At 60.4% G+C, this 16,477-nt stretch carries 18 protein-coding genes and 2 pseudogenes; 12 read left to right on the forward strand and 8 right to left on the reverse strand.

The features are described 5' to 3' along the window. The first annotated feature begins 193 nt into the window (after nt 1-193). The 9 genes from FJW08_RS31370 to FJW08_RS31410 all read left to right on the forward strand — a co-directional run bounded on the left by FJW08_RS31370 (nt 194) and on the right by FJW08_RS31410 (nt 6,810). Complete coding sequence (locus FJW08_RS31370; protein WP_140813651.1) at nt 194-868, forward strand: RNA polymerase sigma factor; 675 nt, start codon at nt 194-196, stop codon at nt 866-868. Nucleotides 869-991: 123 nt separating this feature from the next. Next, nucleotides 992-1,516, forward strand: coding sequence for a DUF4142 domain-containing protein (locus tag FJW08_RS31375; protein WP_140813652.1), 525 nt, complete (start codon nt 992-994; stop codon nt 1,514-1,516). Nucleotides 1,517-1,527: 11 nt separating this feature from the next. Continuing rightward, nucleotides 1,528-1,839: a cupredoxin family copper-binding protein gene (locus FJW08_RS31380; RefSeq protein WP_140813009.1), complete on the forward strand. Its 312-nt coding sequence runs from the start codon at nt 1,528-1,530 to the stop codon at nt 1,837-1,839. A 403-nt stretch (nt 1,840-2,242) separates the two neighbouring features. Then, nucleotides 2,243-3,310, forward strand: a complete 1,068-nt coding sequence (locus FJW08_RS31385; RefSeq protein WP_140813653.1) for a type III polyketide synthase — start codon at nt 2,243-2,245, stop codon at nt 3,308-3,310. After that, the gene (locus FJW08_RS31390) at nt 3,307-4,038 is read left to right on the forward strand and encodes a methyltransferase domain-containing protein (protein ID WP_140813654.1); all 732 of its coding nucleotides are present in this window, start codon (nt 3,307-3,309) and stop codon (nt 4,036-4,038) included. The genes FJW08_RS31385 and FJW08_RS31390 overlap by 4 nt, the downstream gene beginning before the upstream one ends. A gap of 3 nt (nt 4,039-4,041) precedes the next feature. Further along, a complete protein-coding gene (locus FJW08_RS31395) occupies nt 4,042-5,292 on the forward strand; it encodes an NAD(P)/FAD-dependent oxidoreductase (protein WP_140813655.1) in 1,251 nt (416 codons plus the stop codon). A 162-nt stretch (nt 5,293-5,454) separates the two neighbouring features. Then, on the forward strand, nt 5,455-5,925 hold the full coding sequence (locus FJW08_RS31400; protein WP_140813668.1) for a DUF2231 domain-containing protein: 471 nt from the start codon (nt 5,455-5,457) through the stop codon (nt 5,923-5,925). A 430-nt stretch (nt 5,926-6,355) separates the two neighbouring features. Continuing rightward, nucleotides 6,356-6,586, forward strand: a complete 231-nt coding sequence (locus FJW08_RS31405) for a hypothetical protein (protein ID WP_140813656.1) — start codon at nt 6,356-6,358, stop codon at nt 6,584-6,586. Further along, nucleotides 6,574-6,810 carry a hypothetical protein gene (locus FJW08_RS31410; protein WP_140813657.1) on the forward strand — a complete coding sequence of 79 codons (237 nt, stop codon included), beginning with the start codon at nt 6,574-6,576 and terminating at the stop codon, nt 6,808-6,810. The genes FJW08_RS31405 and FJW08_RS31410 overlap by 13 nt, the downstream gene beginning before the upstream one ends. A 97-nt stretch (nt 6,811-6,907) precedes the next feature. Here FJW08_RS31410 and FJW08_RS31415 read toward each other — a convergent pair whose 3' ends face one another. The 5 genes from FJW08_RS31415 to FJW08_RS31430 all read right to left on the reverse strand — a co-directional run bounded on the left by FJW08_RS31415 (nt 6,908) and on the right by FJW08_RS31430 (nt 12,040). After that, a complete protein-coding gene (locus tag FJW08_RS31415; protein WP_140813669.1) occupies nt 6,908-8,080 on the reverse strand; it encodes an MFS transporter in 1,173 nt (390 codons plus the stop codon). Between the two features lie 99 nt (nt 8,081-8,179). Continuing rightward, nucleotides 8,180-9,079 (reverse strand): DUF1259 domain-containing protein, encoded by a 900-nt coding sequence (locus tag FJW08_RS31420; protein WP_181183100.1) that lies wholly within the window; start codon nt 9,077-9,079, stop codon nt 8,180-8,182. A 15-nt stretch (nt 9,080-9,094) separates the two neighbouring features. Next, on the reverse strand, nt 9,095-9,400 hold the full coding sequence (locus FJW08_RS33170) for a chromate resistance protein ChrB domain-containing protein (RefSeq protein WP_348642704.1): 306 nt from the start codon (nt 9,398-9,400) through the stop codon (nt 9,095-9,097). Between the two features lie 448 nt (nt 9,401-9,848). Further along, on the reverse strand, nt 9,849-10,346 hold the full coding sequence (locus FJW08_RS33175; protein ID WP_246682674.1) for a hypothetical protein: 498 nt from the start codon (nt 10,344-10,346) through the stop codon (nt 9,849-9,851). After that, complete coding sequence (locus FJW08_RS31430; protein WP_246682675.1) at nt 10,328-12,040, reverse strand: hypothetical protein; 1,713 nt, start codon at nt 12,038-12,040, stop codon at nt 10,328-10,330. Before FJW08_RS31430 ends, FJW08_RS33175 begins: the two co-directional genes overlap by 19 nt. A 430-nt stretch (nt 12,041-12,470) precedes the next feature. Between FJW08_RS31430 and FJW08_RS31435 the strand changes: the two genes are divergently transcribed. Together FJW08_RS31435 and FJW08_RS31440 are read left to right on the forward strand one after the other, a co-directional pair. Next, entirely contained in the window at nt 12,471-13,256 is a 786-nt protein-coding gene (locus FJW08_RS31435) for a GGDEF domain-containing protein (protein WP_140813658.1), read from the forward strand. A 301-nt stretch (nt 13,257-13,557) separates the two neighbouring features. Then, nucleotides 13,558-14,244 (forward strand): transposase, encoded by a 687-nt coding sequence (locus FJW08_RS31440; protein ID WP_140813659.1) that lies wholly within the window; start codon nt 13,558-13,560, stop codon nt 14,242-14,244. Between the two features lie 75 nt (nt 14,245-14,319). Here the strand turns inward: FJW08_RS31440 and FJW08_RS33330 are convergent. After that, nucleotides 14,320-14,406: pseudogene (locus FJW08_RS33330) on the reverse strand (aldehyde dehydrogenase family protein); the annotation flags it as partial. Between the two features lie 301 nt (nt 14,407-14,707). Between FJW08_RS33330 and FJW08_RS31450 the strand changes: the two are divergent. Then, a pseudogene (locus FJW08_RS31450) lies at nt 14,708-14,924 on the forward strand (IS630 family transposase); the annotation flags it as partial. Nucleotides 14,925-15,211: 287 nt separating this feature from the next. On the opposite strand, the gene FJW08_RS31455 reads toward FJW08_RS31450, so the two are convergent. Beyond that, complete coding sequence (locus tag FJW08_RS31455) at nt 15,212-15,388, reverse strand: hypothetical protein (protein WP_246682676.1); 177 nt, start codon at nt 15,386-15,388, stop codon at nt 15,212-15,214. Between the two features lie 637 nt (nt 15,389-16,025). Then, nucleotides 16,026-16,205, reverse strand: a complete 180-nt coding sequence (locus FJW08_RS31465) for a hypothetical protein (RefSeq protein ID WP_140813661.1) — start codon at nt 16,203-16,205, stop codon at nt 16,026-16,028. Between the last annotated feature and the right edge of the window lie 272 nt (nt 16,206-16,477).

A 16,477-nucleotide genomic window follows, 5' to 3' on the forward strand; every position in this document is an offset into this window, starting at 1 on the left:
CTCTTCGCGCTTCCGGCGCACACGCGCACGGCACCTGCCTGATCACCAAATGCATGCTCGGCGTTTTTGACACGGACGTTGATCTCAGGCGCGAATTCCTGTCGTCACTTCCGGTGTGACGATTTCGGGAACCCTTGTTGTCGAGACCCATCTATTGAAGGGCAAGGAGACTGCTAGGGCAAGGAGACTGCTCATGTCGTACGTTCGACGAGACGCCACCGAAACCATTGCTGCCTCGGATGAACTGGAATTGGCACAGCGCGCCATGGCAAATGACGGCGCCGCCTTCCGCACCATCATCAAGACGCATAACCAGCGGCTTTACCGGATCGCGCGCGGCGTGGTGCGCAACGACAGCGAGGCCGAGGACGTCGTCCAGGAGGCCTATGTCAGGGCCTTTGCCCATCTCGAAAGTTTTCGCGGCGACGCCTCGCTGGGCACGTGGCTGTCGCGCATCGTCATCAACGAAGCGCTCGGCCGGCTGCGAAAAAGACGGCGAACGGCGGCGACGCCGGTGAATCCGCAAGCCGAGATTATCCAGTTTCCCCTCAACCCAACCGACGATCCGGAGCGGACGATGGCGCAACGGCAGATCCTGGCCCTTGTCGAACGGGCGACCGACACCCTTCCAGATCTCTACCGGATGGTGTTCGTGGCACGGGTGATCGAGGGCCTGAGCATTGAAGAGACGTCAGAACTACTCGGCGTGCGGCCCGAAACCGTCAAGACCCGCCTGCATCGCGCCCGCGTCCTGCTGCGCAAGGCGCTGGACGACCAAATCGGGCCAGTGCTGCTGGATGCCTTCCCCTTCGCCGGCCGACGCTGCGAGCGGCTCACCGCTGCCGTGATGGAGCGGCTCGGCCTGTGAGACTGATCCTCGTCGAATTCAGCTGATTTTGGCGGGAACGTTTGCCGCTACCCAGCATCCAATGACCGTCAACTGAGAAAGATGCCCGATGCGATTTTGCGCGTGCGGGCGAAGGAGGATCTCATGCTTATTCGTCACACTGCCGTCCTGGCCGCCTTGCTGCTGCTCGGCACAGCCCCGCTCGCGCAAGCCGCCGACAAACCAACCGACCCGCAGATCGCGCACATCGCCTATACTGCCGGCGTGATCGATGTCGAGGCGGCCAAGCAAGCGCTCAAGAAATCGAAGAACAAAGAGGTGCTCGCCTTCGCCAAGGACATGGTGCGCGACCACGAAGCGGTGAACAAGCAGGCGCTCGATCTCGTCAAGAAGCTCAAGGTGACGCCGGAAGACAACGCCACCAGCAAGGCGCTCACCAAAGCCGCCACGGAAGAGCGGGCCAAGCTCGCCGACCTAAAGGGCGCGGCCTTCGACAAAGCCTATGTCGCCAATGAAGTGGCCTACCACAAGCAGGTCGACGGCGCTCTCGAAACGCTGCTCATTCCTTCAGCCAGCAATGCCGAACTGAAGAGCCTGCTGGAGACCGGCCTGAAGATATTCCAGGGCCATGAGCAGCATGCCGAACATGTCGCCAGTATGCTGAAATGAGACCGGCGTTGATGGTGCCGAAACGGCATCTTTGGTTTCCACTGGCGCTGACGTTCATTGCAGCGCCGGTGAAGGCCGAAACCATTCAGGTCACCATCGACAAGCTGGTGTTCTCGCCAGCGACGATCGAGGCGAAGGTAGGCGACACGATCGAATGGGTGAACAAGGACATGTTCGCCCACACGGCCACCGTCAAGGGCGGTTGGGACGTGATGATCCCGCCGAAGAAGTCCGCAAGCTTGACGTTGAAGGCTGCGGGAGCGGTCGACTATTTCTGCCGCTTCCACCCCAACATGAAGGGCCACATCGCGGTGGCGCCGTAGCTGGAGCGTGGGATCGTGGCGCCGTGATCCCACAATTGGGAAGATGCGTCGTGACCAACCCAGTTGCATAACCAAAGACCGCGCTTGCCTCTGCGGGCGGCCGCAACTTCGGCACCATCGAGGTTGGCATGCTCGCTCGCGCGCCGCGGCATCGCAGCGAGCTTCGCTATGAGGTGCTTGCGCTCGACGATTCCACCTCCGAGTATTTTTTGTGAAGTCGGAAAGCATCTCGATCGCTGAAGCTCAATCCGTCGCGCACCCGTCCCGGGACGAATCGTGCTTTCCGAGACGTTTATCGGATAGGCAACGCTCACAACCTGGCGCCTGACACCGACGCCCGTGAGTAAGAAACCCTTTGGCGCAGCAACGGTTGCACCGTTTACCACGCCTCGGGAGACAGAACATGGCCGCCCACGCTTATATCAACCGGATCGCGACAGCTGTTCCGGAACACGAAGTTCATCAATTCTACCTGCGGTTCGCGGCCTCCATGCTGGCAGACAATCGCCGGAGAGTTTTCGAACGGATGGCCGGCCTTGCCGGCATAGAGAAGCGCTATAGCTGCTTTGCGCCCGCCGTCGATCCTGAAGGGCCCTTCGTCGATCGCGCCGGAACCTTCGCCCGCGGCGCGTTTCCCGGAACCGCGGCGAGAATGGCGATGTATTGCGATGCCGCGCCCGACCTGGCGCAAAAGGGCGTCGACGGATTGCACCTTGGCCACGACGCGTCGCGCATCACCCATCTCATCGTCACCTCCTGCACCGGGTTTTCAGCGCCAGGCATGGACCTCGAACTGGTCAGGCGCTGCGGCCTGCCGGATGGAGTCGAGCGCACGATGGTCGGGTTCATGGGCTGCTACGCGGCGGTCAACGCCCTCAAACTTGCCCGCCACATCGCCCGCTCCGAACCGCGGGCGAAAGTCCTCCTGGTCAATATCGAACTCTGCACCGTGCATCTCAGGCAAACCACCGAGTTGGAAAAGCTGCTGTCGTTCTGCCTCTGGGGCGACGGCTGCGCGGCCGCACTTGTCACCGCCGAGCCGCCCGGCATCGAGCTCGACAGCTTTCATTGCCTCGTCGCGCACGAGCGGCGGGAACTCATGAGGTGGGACATTCGCGACCACGGCTTCGACATGGTTCTTTCCGGCCAGGTCCCGGCTGCAATTCACGAGGCGTTGCTGGGCAACCAGGACACCATACTCGACGGCAGGCCGACGGACTCGATCGATCTTTGGGCCGTGCACCCTGGCGGACGTTCGGTCCTCGACGCGGTCGAAGGGGCGCTGAAACTCGCGTCCGGGGCGCTCACGCCATCGCGCGAGGTGCTGCGCCGTTACGGCAATATGTCGTCGGCGACCGTCATGTTCGTGCTGCAGGAGATGCTGAAGCAGCCGTCGGGCCTGCTCGGCTGCGGCATGTCGTTCGGACCCGGATTGACGGCCGAAACGATGCTTTTCCGAACTGTGTCATGAACTCCCTCGCTCATCGCCGCCTTGTCCCGGAAATTCTCGACGGGCTCGCTGCCGACGATCCACGAGCGCGCGCCTCGCGCCAAGATCTGTTTCGCATCAACACGCTGATGTTCCAGGCGCCAATCATGGCGTCACTGCTCGGGAAATTTGTCCTGCAACCCCCGCGCAATATCCTGGAGATCGGCGCCGGCGACGGCACCTTCATGCTCAAGGTGGCGCGGCGCGTGGCGAGACACTGGCCCGCGGTCGAACTGACGCTGCTCGACCGCGTCGGCCTGATCGGCGACGGGCTTCTCGCCCAATTCGACCGACTGGGATGGAGGGCCGAAGCCATCACTGGCGACGTCTTCGACTGGGCGCAATGCGCCGCAGGCCGACGGTTCGACGCGATCACCGTCAATCTGTTCCTCCATCATTTCGACGACGCCGGCCTGGTGCGCCTATTTTCGCTGCTGGCGCCAAAAGCCCAATTGCTGTTGGCGACGGAGCCGTTGAGGGCGAGTTGGCCGCTAGCCGCCGCCCGGTTTCTGTGGGCGATCGGCGCCACCGACGTCACACGGCATGATGCGATCCAGAGCGTCCGCGCCGGCTTTCGCGGCCACGAGCTTTCCGGCCTCTGGCTTCAGGCCAACGGCAAGCCGTTAGAGGAACGCCGCGCCGGTCCCTTTTCCCACATCTTCGTCGGCGCCGGCGCCAATTCCGGTCTGAAGCGCGCATCAGCTGAGTAGCCCATGACGCGATTTTCGACCCATGATGCGATCGTCATCGGCGCCGGACCGGCGGGCAGTTCGCTCGCGCTGACGCTCGCCCGGTGCGGATGGGCCGTGGCGATCCTCGAAAAAAGTGTGTTCCCGCGCCGCAAGGTTTGCGGCGAATACATCTCGGCAAGCAACGTCGTGCTTCTCGATCGGCTGGAGATCGGCGACGCCTGGCGCGCCACCGCCGGCCCAGAGATCCGTCGCGTCGGCTTCTTTTCCGGCGAGGCCAGCGTCGAGGCACCAATGCCTCATGCAGCTCATGGATCGAGCGCGAAAGATGGCTTCGGACGGGCGCTGGGCCGTGATCATCTCGACTTCCTGCTCCTGCAGGCGGCGCGATCGGCGGGCGCCGAACTGTTCCAGCCGTACCGCGCCGTCGCCATTGAGCGGGACGGAGACATAAAAAGCGTGCGCATTGAGACAAGAGACGGGAATGCGGGCGACACGACGACGACGCTGCATGCGCCGGTGATCGTCGCCGCGCACGGTTCCTGGGAGCCGGGACCGCTGCCGAGCCAGCTCGAAAAGGTGAGCCGCCCTTCGGACCTGCTCGGCTTCAAGGCGCATTTCACAGGATCGTCGCTGGCGCCCGACCTGATGCCGCTGCTCACTTTTCCCGGCGGCTATGGCGGCATGGTGCTGGCCGATCATGGCCGGCTGTCGGTTTCGTGCTGCATAAGGCACGACATGCTTGCCTGCTTACGAGACAAGCATTGGCGGGGACGCGATGGCCCTAGACATGACAGCCATGTCTCAGCCGCCGACGCGGTCTCCCGCCACCTCACGGCATCGTGCCGGGGCGTGCGCGATGCCCTGGAAGGTGCGCACCTCGAAGGTCTCTGGCTTGCCGCCGGACCAATCCGCCCCGGCATCCGCTCCGGCTACAAAGACGATATCTTCCGTGTCGGCAACGCCGCCGGGGAATCGCATCCGATCATTGCCGAGGGCATCTCGATGGCGCTTCAGTCCGGCTGGCTTCTGGCTTCGGAACTCAAAGACGCGCCGCGCGGCAAAGCGGGACGCGAAGCTGTAGGCAGACGCTATGAAACGGCCTGGAGAGGATTGTTCTCGACACGCATCCATGTCGCAGGCGGCATCGCGCGCATCGCACTTGGCCCCGGCGGCCCTGCTTTAATGAGGACGGCCGTTCGCAATGTCCCGCAAGCGCTGACGTGGGGCGCGCAATTGAGCGGCAAGACACGCAGGGTTCCCGGTTTCGGCTGAAGCGCGCCGGCATCATTTCGAACACCCCATGACCGCGGACAGCCCCACGCCGCTTGGGCATCACGCCAGCCGGATTATGGAACATTACGCTACATCTGGAGTTGTAAATGTGTTCGGCTTTCTGCCGCCAAGGTCGGGCAATTGCCAGGCGCGGCACTAGCCATGCTTCTTGGAGACTATCCGCGCAGCACGGCAAGCATCGCCGGTCACCCGATCCATCCGATGCTAATCCCATTTCCCATCGCCTTCTTCGTTGCGACGTTCGTTTGCGATCTGATCTTCTGGCGAACGGGCAATCCGGGATGGGTCACCGGTTCGCTGTGGCTTCTCGGGGCAGGCCTCATCATGGCTGCGATGGCCGCTCTTGCCGGCCTGACGGATGTGTTGGGTGACGTTCAAATCCGCGATCTTCGGGCCGTATGGCTTCATGCAGGCGGGAATGTCGTTGTCGTGCTGGTCGAGCTTTACAACTGGTATTCGCGATACAGGCACGGGGAGGCGGGCGTGATCCCGGTTGGCCTCGTTCTGTCGTTGATCGTGGTTCTTATCCTTCTGTTCACTGGCTGGAAAGGTTGGGAAATGGTCTATCGGCACCACGTCGGTGTTGCCGACAGGCCGGACGAGCAGCGTTGATCGGCTGACGCTTGCCGGCATTTCGGAGCCGAAGCTTCCGAGGCGGATTGCAATCGAATAGAAAACGCCAGCCGAACTAGCGCTAGTTCGCACTGCCTCTGGTGTGTTCGAGCATCTCACTGAGGCGCCGAACAAGTCCTTAGGCCGCGTCACTCCTTCGCATCTTTCTAGTTTTAACACTCTACCCACGTCCACGACGACCTGTCGCATGGTCATGCCCATATGGAGGACGCCCTCTGGACCGAACGATCAACCTGGTGCTCGCCGAGCAGATCAAATTGCTGTCCAGCGGCGGTGACTGGCTAGGCTTCATGGCATTTCTGCCTGTGGGCGTGGTCTTTGGCGCCGCTCACGCACTCTCGCCCGGTCACAGCAAGGCAATGGGCCACCCATCTGGCCGGCTCGGGCGCCAAGGGGGGGCGCTCGCGGCGTGCTGGTCTCCACCACGCTTTCCGTCACACGTCACCATCGCGGTAGCCATCGCCGTGCTACCATGCCGCTGGTCTCGATCGCGCTTGGCGGCGTTGGCCGGGCGCCGCTACTGGAGGATGTCCGCCGCGAGCTGGCCGGGCTGACCGGCCTGTGGATGATCTGGCGAGCATTAAACCACGGCAACCATAATAAGCCTGAAGGCGAGCCGTCGGCTTCATGGCCGGCCTGATCCCGTGCCTGTTGACGCTCTTCGTGATAATCTTCGCGATTTCGAAGGGAGTCCCTGTCGCGGGACTGCTCTTTGCCGTCACGATAATGACCGGGGTGGCGCTGACCCTGTCCACGGTGGTGATTTTGTCGATCCTTTGCCGCGAACGGCTGGTGCACAACTTCGAACGCCGGCCACGCCTTTTCGCCACTATTTCCTCGGTATGGAAGGCGCGGCAGGGATAGTTCTTGCCGGCGTCGCCGTCTTGGCAGATCACGGCAGTTTGAACGATAGGTTCACGCTGCGGAAATCGGAGTTGCAGTCGCATTAGAGTTGCGCGGCTCATCGCTCTTCCGGCGGCTTAATGTGGCGGAAAGCCCAGAGGAAGGCAAAGTCATAGAGGATTTTGAGGACACCGCAGATCACGAGTGGCCAGGCTTCGAGCCCGGCAGCAAACAGCGCTCCGGCAATGGCCGGGCTCGCGGCCGCGGCGAGACTGCGTGGAACAGACGTGACGCTCGCCGCCGCCGGCCGCTCCGGCGGCGTGACGACTGCCATCACATATGATGAGCGGGTCGGCACGTCCATCTGGGATAATGCTGCGCGTGCGAGAAGAAACGCCAGCGAGGCGTGGAGGTTCGGCACCAAGGCGGCCAAGATCAAGCAAATGCTTGACGGGATGTGAGTGAACACCATCGTATTGACGAGCCCGATGCGCTTCGATAGCCACGCGGCGATCGGAAATGAAACCGCCGACAAAACACCAGACCAGAAAAAGAACATCCCTGCGGCCCAAAGCGAGAGCCCGAACTTGCTGAACAGCCACAAGGCCATGAGCGACTGCACGGCGAACCCGCCGGCAAATGCGTCGATGCTGAACAAGGCCGCCAGCTTGTAGACGATGGCACGCGACGGCCCAAGCGTCGCGGCGGGCCGCTCCTGAGGAGAGGTTTTCGGGCCGACTGGAATGCGCGCATACACCAGGCTTCCCGCCACGCCGAGAGACGCATAGAGGACAAACATTGCCTTCAGCGCCGTAAGCCGCGAAATCCCAATCGTCACCAGGAAATCGGGGCTGGTTGCAGCAAGGGCGCCAAACGCTGCCGCCAGGGCACCCAACAGGCTGTAGCGTGCGAATGCCTTCGTGCGGTCCGCATCCGCAACGAACCGCGACAGGACCGCATGCTCCAGCGGAACGAAGATGCTCACGCTTCCCGACGAAGGATTGATTGTGCCCAGGAAGGCCACGAGCAGAACAAGTTCATATGTGCTCGATTGCGTATAGGCCAGCCCGGTCGCGATCATCAGGCCGGATGAAGCTAGGAGCAAGGTGCGCAGGTCTGCCCGCACCGCCAGGAACCCGATGCCGAGCGTCAGCAGCGCCGAACCAAGGAGTGCGGCGGTGGCGACAAAGCCAATCTCGAGAGGTCCAAGCCCGATTGAAGCCAAGTATACCGGCAACAGCACGGCCGCAAAGCCATCGCCAAAGTCTCGAAAGGCCCGCGCCGCGTAAATGTCCGCGGCGCCGCCTCCTTCCCTCTCGCGACCGGGCTGCTCGAGACCGCCCGGGCCAAGGTGGCTCCCTTCGGACTTTTGAAGGGATTGTGTCAAAGGTCAGATGCCCGTTCTTAGGTGCACTTGATCGAGTGCCAACTTCAGTCCCTTGGTCAACTTGCCAACATCGTCATTTGCCCAGAAATGCATGAAGAACAGCCGAGGTTGATCATCGAGCATGTGGTTATGCACGGCCGTTACCTCTATACCACTTTCGCGCAAGGCTTTCAGCACCGGGTTCACTTCAGAGGCGATCAGAACAAAATCGCCGGTGATCGCGGCTTTGCCGCTGCCGGTAGGCTGGAAGTTGATGGCAATCGCAGAGCCCATTGCGTCCGGCACTTCCATGCCATCGTCCTTGATGGTCTCCGCGCGCGGGATGCTGACCTGATAGACCCCGCTATTGACCTTGCCCTTGTGACCAAGCGCCTGGTCGATGATCGACGTATCGAGATCAATTGACTCGTAAGCAGCAGCGGTGCCCGCCGGCACGGCAGAAAGCGGAGTCGCACTCTCCTGCAGGGCTGAATGCAGCGCCGTGGCCAGCTTTTTCGGATCGCCATGCCCCAACACGTGCATGTACATCGTCTCCGGTTGGGCGCGCTGCAGGTGATTGTGGAGCGCCGTGACCTCTATGCCGCTTTCAATCAATTTCATCATCACCGGGTCGATCTCGGGCACGGTCAACACGAGATCGCCCATCACCATGGCGTCGTGATCGCCCATGGGTTTGAATGCGAGCCAGGACCCGAGCGCTAAGCCCGGTTTGAGTTCCACACCATCAAGAGTGACTTTCAGGTCGGAACGAGGCAGCCCGACCCGGTAAACGCCCCCTGGCATCTCCGTACCCGATTTCCCGAGGGCTTGCGCGACCGCCTTCCAATCAGGTGCGGCGAGGGAGGGTTGGACTAATCCAAGGCAGGCCCCGAGCGCGAGGCCGACTACGATTTTTGCATGCATGATTTGCTCCTGTGCTCAGCCCCAGGTGCCCAAATGGAAACGTCTGCCGTTCCGAAACATCGCCGCGCTCGCGGAATCGTGATACGCACTCCGCCGATTAGGCCGCCGGCTTTGTCGCCGGAGGCCAGCTGTGTGTTTCGCCTTTGCGCTGCGATGCCCAGGCATAGAGGGCGTCATGACAATGAGCCCGTGCGTCAAGACGTCATGGTCGTCGGACGTCACGTCTCGAAGTCCAATTGAGATCGCCAGCAGCCCGGCCGACTGCGGAGTGAGGTCGTGCCTGTCACTGTCTGCGCCACGCACGATCGCGGCAATCGTCACGTTGGCGGGGTCGCCATCAAAGGCAAAATTTCTGCAGATGGCGAGCGCATCTATCGTCTGCCAGGGCAACGATATTACAACTTCACAATCATCAACCAAGCCAAGGGCGAACGGTGGTTCTGTTCGGAAGCGGATGCTGCGGCTGCTGGGTGGAGGCGATCCAAGCGGTAGACCTCTTAGTGAGCAATTGTCTAGCAACTAGCCCGGGCTGTCACGACCTGGCGTAAGCACGTCTTCCACTTACGAGGCGCTGTCGCTATCCTTTACGGCGCGATCATAGGCCCTGCGCCGTAGGTATCGCAGATATGCACGAGGCTCGTTCTCTGAATGCTCGTCTGAGAGCGCCAGGATCCCGCGATAGGAGGGCTCGCCCGGGATATCGGACAGAAGCAAAAATAGCTGCGAACGCGCATCTTGTGGATCGTCGGTGAATAAGGCTCGAGTGTGATTATACGCCTTTTTGTAGCAGGTTTAGGTTCAGCGCACCGCATCCGCAGCGCAGTGCTTCCTTCTTTCCTCTATCCGGCGAAACGAAATAGATCTCGCTGCACTTGTCGCACGTGAAGGCGTCCGCAAATCCGCGAAAGGCTGTCACGACTGGTGCGAAATCCGATCGGTTGAGGTCCGCCCATTCGTTGAAGTGGACGGCCGTGTTGATCTGCCAGTTGTCGTAACCTGTTTTGATCTTGGCTTCCCCAAACCCAGTTTCGATCGCGTTGATCAGGTCCAGGCCTTCCTTCTGGTTCCAGGAATTGGCGGTCGCCTTTGCCTTCTTCAGCAGCTCGCCGAGCGCGCTGGTGGCGCTGGGCAGGAGATCACCAAGCATGGATTGAGCATCGCCGCGGAACTCCACACTGGCGCGCAGGCGGTCGCAAGCCTCCTTGGCAAAATGCTCAAGATAGTGACGCAGCAGCGCAGCCGCCGCTCTTACATCGTTTTTTGCCAAGTGGGCATCCAACTTGGCCCAACGTCACGATCATCCCATTCGGCAGGACCCAGATCGACGGTCCAGGTTCTAAAATGCGCGAAGTTGCGGCCCTTGATGAGACCCTCGGACTTCATGTGCCGCAACCAGATTTCGTCGTGGGTGGTGAAGATGAACTGCGTGTTCGGAAATCTCTCCTTGAGCAGGGCACAAACCTGACGGCGGTGGCCGGCGTCGACCGACATAAGCACGTCATCGAGCACCGCGAAGGTGAAGTTCGACCCCAGCAGATGGTTCATGAGCGCCAGGTATAGGCATAGTCCCATACCGTCCTGGTGGCCCTCGCTGTGATAGGCGCCTGGCGGAAAATGTCCGCGGCCATAGAAATCGACGTCAAATGCCAGCCTGCCTATGGAAGGCATGAGTTTGGCGGTGAATGTGTTCTCATCATCTTCATTGATCTTGCGATAGTAACTCGCGAAGGTAGTCTCAACGTCCTTGTAGATCTTCTCCAGGGCGGCCGTTGTCACCGTTCCGTAGGTGCTGGAGATCCTGGCAGCGCGTTCAGCCCGGAGCTTGCCCGCCGCGTGTTTCTGCCTTGCGATGCGCAGCTGCTCGAGGCGTTCTTGCGCCAGAATAAGAAAGTCCCGTGCGGCGTCCTGCTTGCTAGGTTCTGGAATCGCGGCGATCGCCTTTTCAAGCGAGGTCAGTCCCGTCCCCAATTGCGGGGCAGTGTATGGCGCCGTCAGGACCGCAACCGTATCGTCGAGAGGCAGCAGCTTTTGCAGCTGCTTGTATCTGGCACGAAGAGTTGAGCGGAACTCGTCTAGTGCGACGACATCGATCTTCGGAGAGAAAAGACCCGCTTGATCGGTTATCGTGGTCAGGGCGGTGCCTGCGGTAAACAGATCGTCGAGAACCGGCTTAAGTTCGGCTTCGAGCGCGGCGCGACGTTTGCCCAGATCGTCAAGATGAGTCAGTTTCTCGGCGAGATGCCCCCGAAAAGCATCAGGCTCGAAGGGCGTATCGCATACCGGGCAAGCCGTGCCGTCGTAGAGTTCAAGCGCGGATTTGAGAAGAGATTCGCGTGACAGTCCGTCCAGGCTAGCAGCGTCCTTACCGAGTTCGGCAGCACTTGCGCTGGCGGCGGTGCATCGTTCCCTGAACGAACTGGCGGCAAGCGTCTCCAGTGCTTGCTTGAGGGCGGCCAGATCTGTCGCGGCCTGTATCTTCGGGACGCGGCCTGGGACACTAGTGGCGGTCATTGCAAGACCGTCTTTGAGCGAGGTGTCGGCGTCCAGACCGACCAACGGCGCGAGGCCAAGCAGCGCGCATTGTGGGTTCACCACGTCGATGACCGTTTGCTTGCTGAGTACGGCCACACCGAGAGCGGCGATAAGGGTCTTGACTGCATCTGTCTCGGCTCGCTGCAGCCCGGGAAGTTCCCTGGTGCAGGCATTAGCGATTTTCTGCAGCACGCTCCGAAGCTTCTCGATGTCCTCGAGCCGCAGAAGGGACTGAACCTCCTTTGATCGCTGGCCTGGTTCGGACAAGACGTAGCGGATCAGCTCGCGACGTGAAAGCGCAAACTCCGGATGGAGGTTGACGCTCTCGAATGTGGCAAGAACATCCTTGTCGGCCGGCGTGATCTCAGGGGCGCTCGCGGACTTTACCGTACGGCGGATTTGCGCCTTCTTGTTGCCAAGGGCAGGCATAGTGACGTCGAGGGGATCCGATCTCGCATCTGCTGAGCCTCCGTGAATCGTATTTCTCTAATCCAGCCAAGGCCGCATATTCAACGTCACCATCCGTACCCGTGGAGTAGCGCACGAAAACTAACACCGGGAGATTCGAAAAACTCGCATTTTAACCGTCGCTAAAATTCGGCGCGCGTATCTGGCATTTTGCACGATCACCCGGTGCCAGACGGCACAGGCCAGCCGTATTCCTTCCCAAGACAACGGAACACCCCTTGCCGAGAAGAAAGTGTGCGCGCATCGCCGCTGATCACCCGCTGGTCATCACCGCGAGGAACACCGCGTGCCATCGGTCCTGAGCTAGTTTCAGAACAATCTTAATTGACTTTGTAACGACCGTTTCACAGCCTTTATCTAAAGAAGCAGTGCCAATCTCCAATGAAACAACATGACGCCTCGCACCAAGCGTATTCTAGGCAAATCAATAGTCGTGACGATCATTGCAATCGTCGCGACCTTTGGCCTGTCGTTCACGGCAAGAATCGCCTTACACATGCCCATCGATTGGCTGAGTTGGGTTGAGTGCACCCTCATCCCCATCCTGATTGGAATGCCCGTCGGGTCCTATATCTTCGCTCAGTCGGAAACGATCCAGGACACATGTGACAAGCTGGAAATGTCGTATGCGGCCCTGAGAGAGACCCACGACAGGCTGGCGTTCGTCACCAGCCACGACCCGATGACGGGGCTTCTTAGCCGCAGTGGATTCATGGCAACGATGGACAGAAAGCGCGATGAGGGTGAATACGACACCCTTCTTCTTGTCGACCCGGACCACTTCGCCTCGTTCAATGACAAGCACGGACATTCCAAAGGTGACGAGGCCCTGGTTCGAATCGCTAAAGCGCTTGTCTATCTGACACGCCCGGGCGATTCAGTTGGGCGCCTTGGTGGCGAAGAGTTCGGGGTTCTGCTGAAGGGGGTGCGCGAAGTGCAGGCAATGACCATGGCGGAGAACATCCGCCGTCTTGTTGAAGGGATTCCCTGGGTTAAAGGACCACAGGATGATGTAAAGGTGACTGTCAGCATCGGGGGTGCGGAGATCCCTCCCGATGCAGATACCCAGGATGTTTTTCGCACAGCAGGACGATGCCTTTCTGAAGCGAAACAGCGCGGCCGGAACCGCGTTTCCTTCGACTTTGAAGCAGCCAAATTGCGAGCCGTAACACCATAGCCGACCTCGGGCCTGTTCCTTCGGGTGTTACGTCGCCGGAAGCGGTTCGAGGCAAGCCGCGAGCGTTTGGTGCCGGCTGCGCCCGCTGGGGGGCTGGGCGATACGATTTCCAGAGTCCGGAGCACTTCCAGATGGGTTGTCGCCAAGCGGACGAGCTTTGCAGCTTCGGCCACGAGGGCCATGCCTCTGATGGTGTTGCCAAGCCGCCTTCTGGCCGATAAACGCCAGCGCCGGATAGGAATTGGCGGCGTATCGCAGGCGGCCGTGACCTTTTCGACAATGATGCTCACAAGGAAGCAACATGAGGCGTCAAACGCGACCATTCATCCTGGAAGTGAAGTGGAAGCGTGGCATCCAAAAACAATCCCGATCCATTTGGGGGGATGTTGATATTTCAGCGGCCGTTGCCGAGACAAACCGCGAATCGGAGGCGCCAGAGCTCCCCAATTGTCAGACGATTGACTCCAACACAATCTCCGCCGATCCTGAGTATCTGTTCAAATCGCAAGCGGAGATTAATATGCCGGATTTAAATGGCGCTGAGGCTGCAGCATCCCCCTCTGAAACCGCTGCGAAAGCAGAAAAGCAAAAGGCCAAGAGAAGAGTTGCGCAATCGCGCAAGTCGAAGCCCGGCAAAACATCGCCTGCGCAGACCAATGGTGCCGTCGCCCAGACTCCGACGTCGGGCACGGCTGCAGCACTTGGAAGCGGCCGGAAAATCTACTCGGCCAAAGAGCGAGCCGAGAAGCTCTCCGAGATGCAGAAATCAATGAACAGCGGCGCCACTCTGAAGCTGGCCGCAAAGCAGGCGGGCATATCGGAGCAGACCTATTATCATTGGAAGCGGGCGTCAGCACCTGCAGCCCTAAGCGACGATCTGAAGGACCTTCTCGCGCTCGAGGACGAAAACAAGCGGCTAAAGGCACTTCTCGCAGAGCGCCTTCGCAAGGAGAACGCGGATTTGAAGATGAGGCTCGGCTTGGTGTAGGATCACTCTTGAGCCGCAGGCTCGCCTTGGTCGCGGATTTGCCCCACAGGCGATCGACCGATCCATTGTGACGAACGTGTCGTGCACGGTTGCCTGGACGTAGAGGCGGTTTGCCGAAACGCACGTCTGGCCGGCCTTGCGGAACTTAGCCTGGATCGCCCCGTGGGAGCACATCAATCTGACAGGTCTCTACACCTCCGGTCGCTGAGACTCCCGGCTGGGCTACGGCGAGCCGCATGAGTTCTCAGTCCGTTCGGCCTTAGCGTACGATTTCGCACTGCTCTTGTTCTGGCACCGCCTATGGCTGGCGGTCGTCCGGCCCCCGGTTAACGTCGTTCAGGCGTGACTGTCTGGCAAGGATCGCGAAGAGAACTGCGAACCTTCCGCCTCGACATTGAAAACGATGCTCGCCCTAAAGACCAAATCGCCTCCCTCATCGCACCACCATCACCATCTTGTGGTGCTGAAGCGGCTGGAAGAGACCGGCAGCGTAGCGCCTGGCCAATGGTTACAAACCGAAGAAGCTATCGGGCGCGTGGCGCGACTGGCTGATCGAGCGCTGCCGCGACCAGGACTTCACCTTGCGTGGCCTTGTGGCCGAACTGGGCGAGCGCGGACTGAAGGTCGATTACCGCTCGGTGTGGGAATTCGTGCACGCCGAGAAGCTCAGTCACAAAAAAAGACGCTGATCGCCGCCGAGCAGGACCATAGCTATCTCGAAAGCGTGACCTAAATTGTCGGTCATCTGGCACCAGCACCAAAGGACAACGGCCCGGCCCGCTCATCGTGTGACACAGGATTTCCGCAGGCCGGACCGCACGCCGGCTTTTGAGGGCACGAGCCGGTGAAGGCCGAGCATGTTCCTAAGTGGACCTGTTCGCAATGGCATGTCCGAATGCGTACAAAATTCCCGTGCCGCCTGTCATCGACCGAATCCTGTGATCCGGTTGGGTGTACAATCGCCGGCTTAACGTCCTCTAGGCACGATGGTGAGCTTTAGCGCGAGGGCTTGCCGAATGATCTTGGCGGCTTCCTCTGTCGTGATACCGCACTTGCGAGCATAGTAGGCGGCTTCCGTTTCAAGCTCGCCTTCCATCGGGTAATCCATCACCTTCTTTGCTTTGTGCTTGGCCTTCTTACCCATAGCACGAATCATACCACAAAAACGATGCGCCCCGAACAAGGCAGCGGGGCGATTGTTCCGTCCGTTACCTCCTGACGATCCAATCGATCAAGGCCGCGTCAACGCGCTCGCACCCGGTGAACTCGTAAACGAGGCTTTGAGCGAGTGCGCGCCATTCACGCTCCGGTGTCTTCATTTCGAAGACCAAGTCCTTAAAGACCTTGCGGAGGAGTTGGCCCAGTCTCGCGTTGCCGGTCTTTACCTCCATTCCTCCTGACACCTTTCATTTTCATAGGGGCACCTTTGCCTATTGGTGACCGGCGTTGCCTGGCCTCGTCAGCGTTGCTCCGAGGGCGGGGATGATCCGACGATCGCTGGGGACTGAGCAAGACGCATGTTTAATGCCGACTCGCGACCATCCGTGGCATCCGGCTGCCGCTTGATTCCGTCCTTGGCAAGGCTCCTGAATAGCACCTCGGCCAAATCCACGCTTGGGCGGTTTCTTACCCTTGCGCTTTCCGTCGATCATGGGGCTCAAGGCTCCCCGAACTTCGACGGGTGGAACTTTCGTCATCTTTTTGTCGATCAGCAGGCCCGCGAAGGTCAGGCGCCGGTGGTTTTGCCTTCAACCGGGGCCGATAGCTTCGCCGCAACGCTGCTACTTTTTCGCCAGCAAGCCGGCTTCGCGCACCAGCGATGACAGACTGCCCACGCCGAGCAAGTCAATTAGCTCATGGCCCTGGGTATTTGTAATGCCGGTTTTCCGCACAAGCCAGTCTACATGCCGTTCCTTTGCTGTTTGGAGCTGGCGGCGGCGCTCGTCATCGTCCTCGGCCATGGGGGCAGTCCTCATTGATCGCCCCAAACGCTCACCATGCTATTTGGTTCCGGCCTGTTGCAGCGCGGGTCGGAAGGTTCCGCACCGAGGGCCAGTTGCACGGCAGTGTCCGTCGGCCAGTTCATCCGGCAGGCGGCGGCTTATCGGCCGCTCAGCTTCGCGTCGCGGCCGATCGACCGAGCGGCGATCTTGTCGATCATGCAAGAACCACCTGTGGGGCCGTTCGGTGAACCATATGTCCGGCATCAGGGACGATATCGACCACCGAGTTC

The organism is Mesorhizobium sp. B3-2-1 (assembly GCF_006439515.1).
Classification (GTDB): Bacteria; Pseudomonadota; Alphaproteobacteria; order Rhizobiales; family Rhizobiaceae; genus Mesorhizobium.

What these genes read in the sequence shown, in the direction of transcription:
- FJW08_RS31370 (WP_140813651.1), top strand. Translation starts at nt 194, where the DNA reads ATGTCGTACGTTCGACGAGACGCCACCGAAACCATTGCTGCCTCGGAT.
- FJW08_RS31375 (WP_140813652.1), top strand. Translation starts at nt 992, where the DNA reads ATGCTTATTCGTCACACTGCCGTCCTGGCCGCCTTGCTGCTGCTCGGC.
- FJW08_RS31380 (WP_140813009.1), top strand. Translation starts at nt 1,528, where the DNA reads ATGGTGCCGAAACGGCATCTTTGGTTTCCACTGGCGCTGACGTTCATT.
- FJW08_RS31385 (WP_140813653.1), top strand. Translation starts at nt 2,243, where the DNA reads ATGGCCGCCCACGCTTATATCAACCGGATCGCGACAGCTGTTCCGGAA.
- FJW08_RS31390 (WP_140813654.1), top strand. Translation starts at nt 3,307, where the DNA reads ATGAACTCCCTCGCTCATCGCCGCCTTGTCCCGGAAATTCTCGACGGG.
- FJW08_RS31395 (WP_140813655.1), top strand. Translation starts at nt 4,042, where the DNA reads ATGACGCGATTTTCGACCCATGATGCGATCGTCATCGGCGCCGGACCG.
- FJW08_RS31400 (WP_140813668.1), top strand. Translation starts at nt 5,455, where the DNA reads ATGCTTCTTGGAGACTATCCGCGCAGCACGGCAAGCATCGCCGGTCAC.
- FJW08_RS31410 (WP_140813657.1), top strand. Translation starts at nt 6,574, where the DNA reads ATGGCCGGCCTGATCCCGTGCCTGTTGACGCTCTTCGTGATAATCTTC.
- FJW08_RS31420 (WP_181183100.1), bottom strand. Translation starts at nt 9,079, where the DNA reads ATGCATGCAAAAATCGTAGTCGGCCTCGCGCTCGGGGCCTGCCTTGGA.
- FJW08_RS31430 (WP_246682675.1), bottom strand. Translation starts at nt 12,040, where the DNA reads ATGCCTGCCCTTGGCAACAAGAAGGCGCAAATCCGCCGTACGGTAAAG.
- FJW08_RS31435 (WP_140813658.1), top strand. Translation starts at nt 12,471, where the DNA reads ATGACGCCTCGCACCAAGCGTATTCTAGGCAAATCAATAGTCGTGACG.
- FJW08_RS31440 (WP_140813659.1), top strand. Translation starts at nt 13,558, where the DNA reads ATGAGGCGTCAAACGCGACCATTCATCCTGGAAGTGAAGTGGAAGCGT.
- FJW08_RS31455 (WP_246682676.1), bottom strand. Translation starts at nt 15,388, where the DNA reads ATGGGTAAGAAGGCCAAGCACAAAGCAAAGAAGGTGATGGATTACCCG.
- FJW08_RS31465 (WP_140813661.1), bottom strand. Translation starts at nt 16,205, where the DNA reads ATGGCCGAGGACGATGACGAGCGCCGCCGCCAGCTCCAAACAGCAAAG.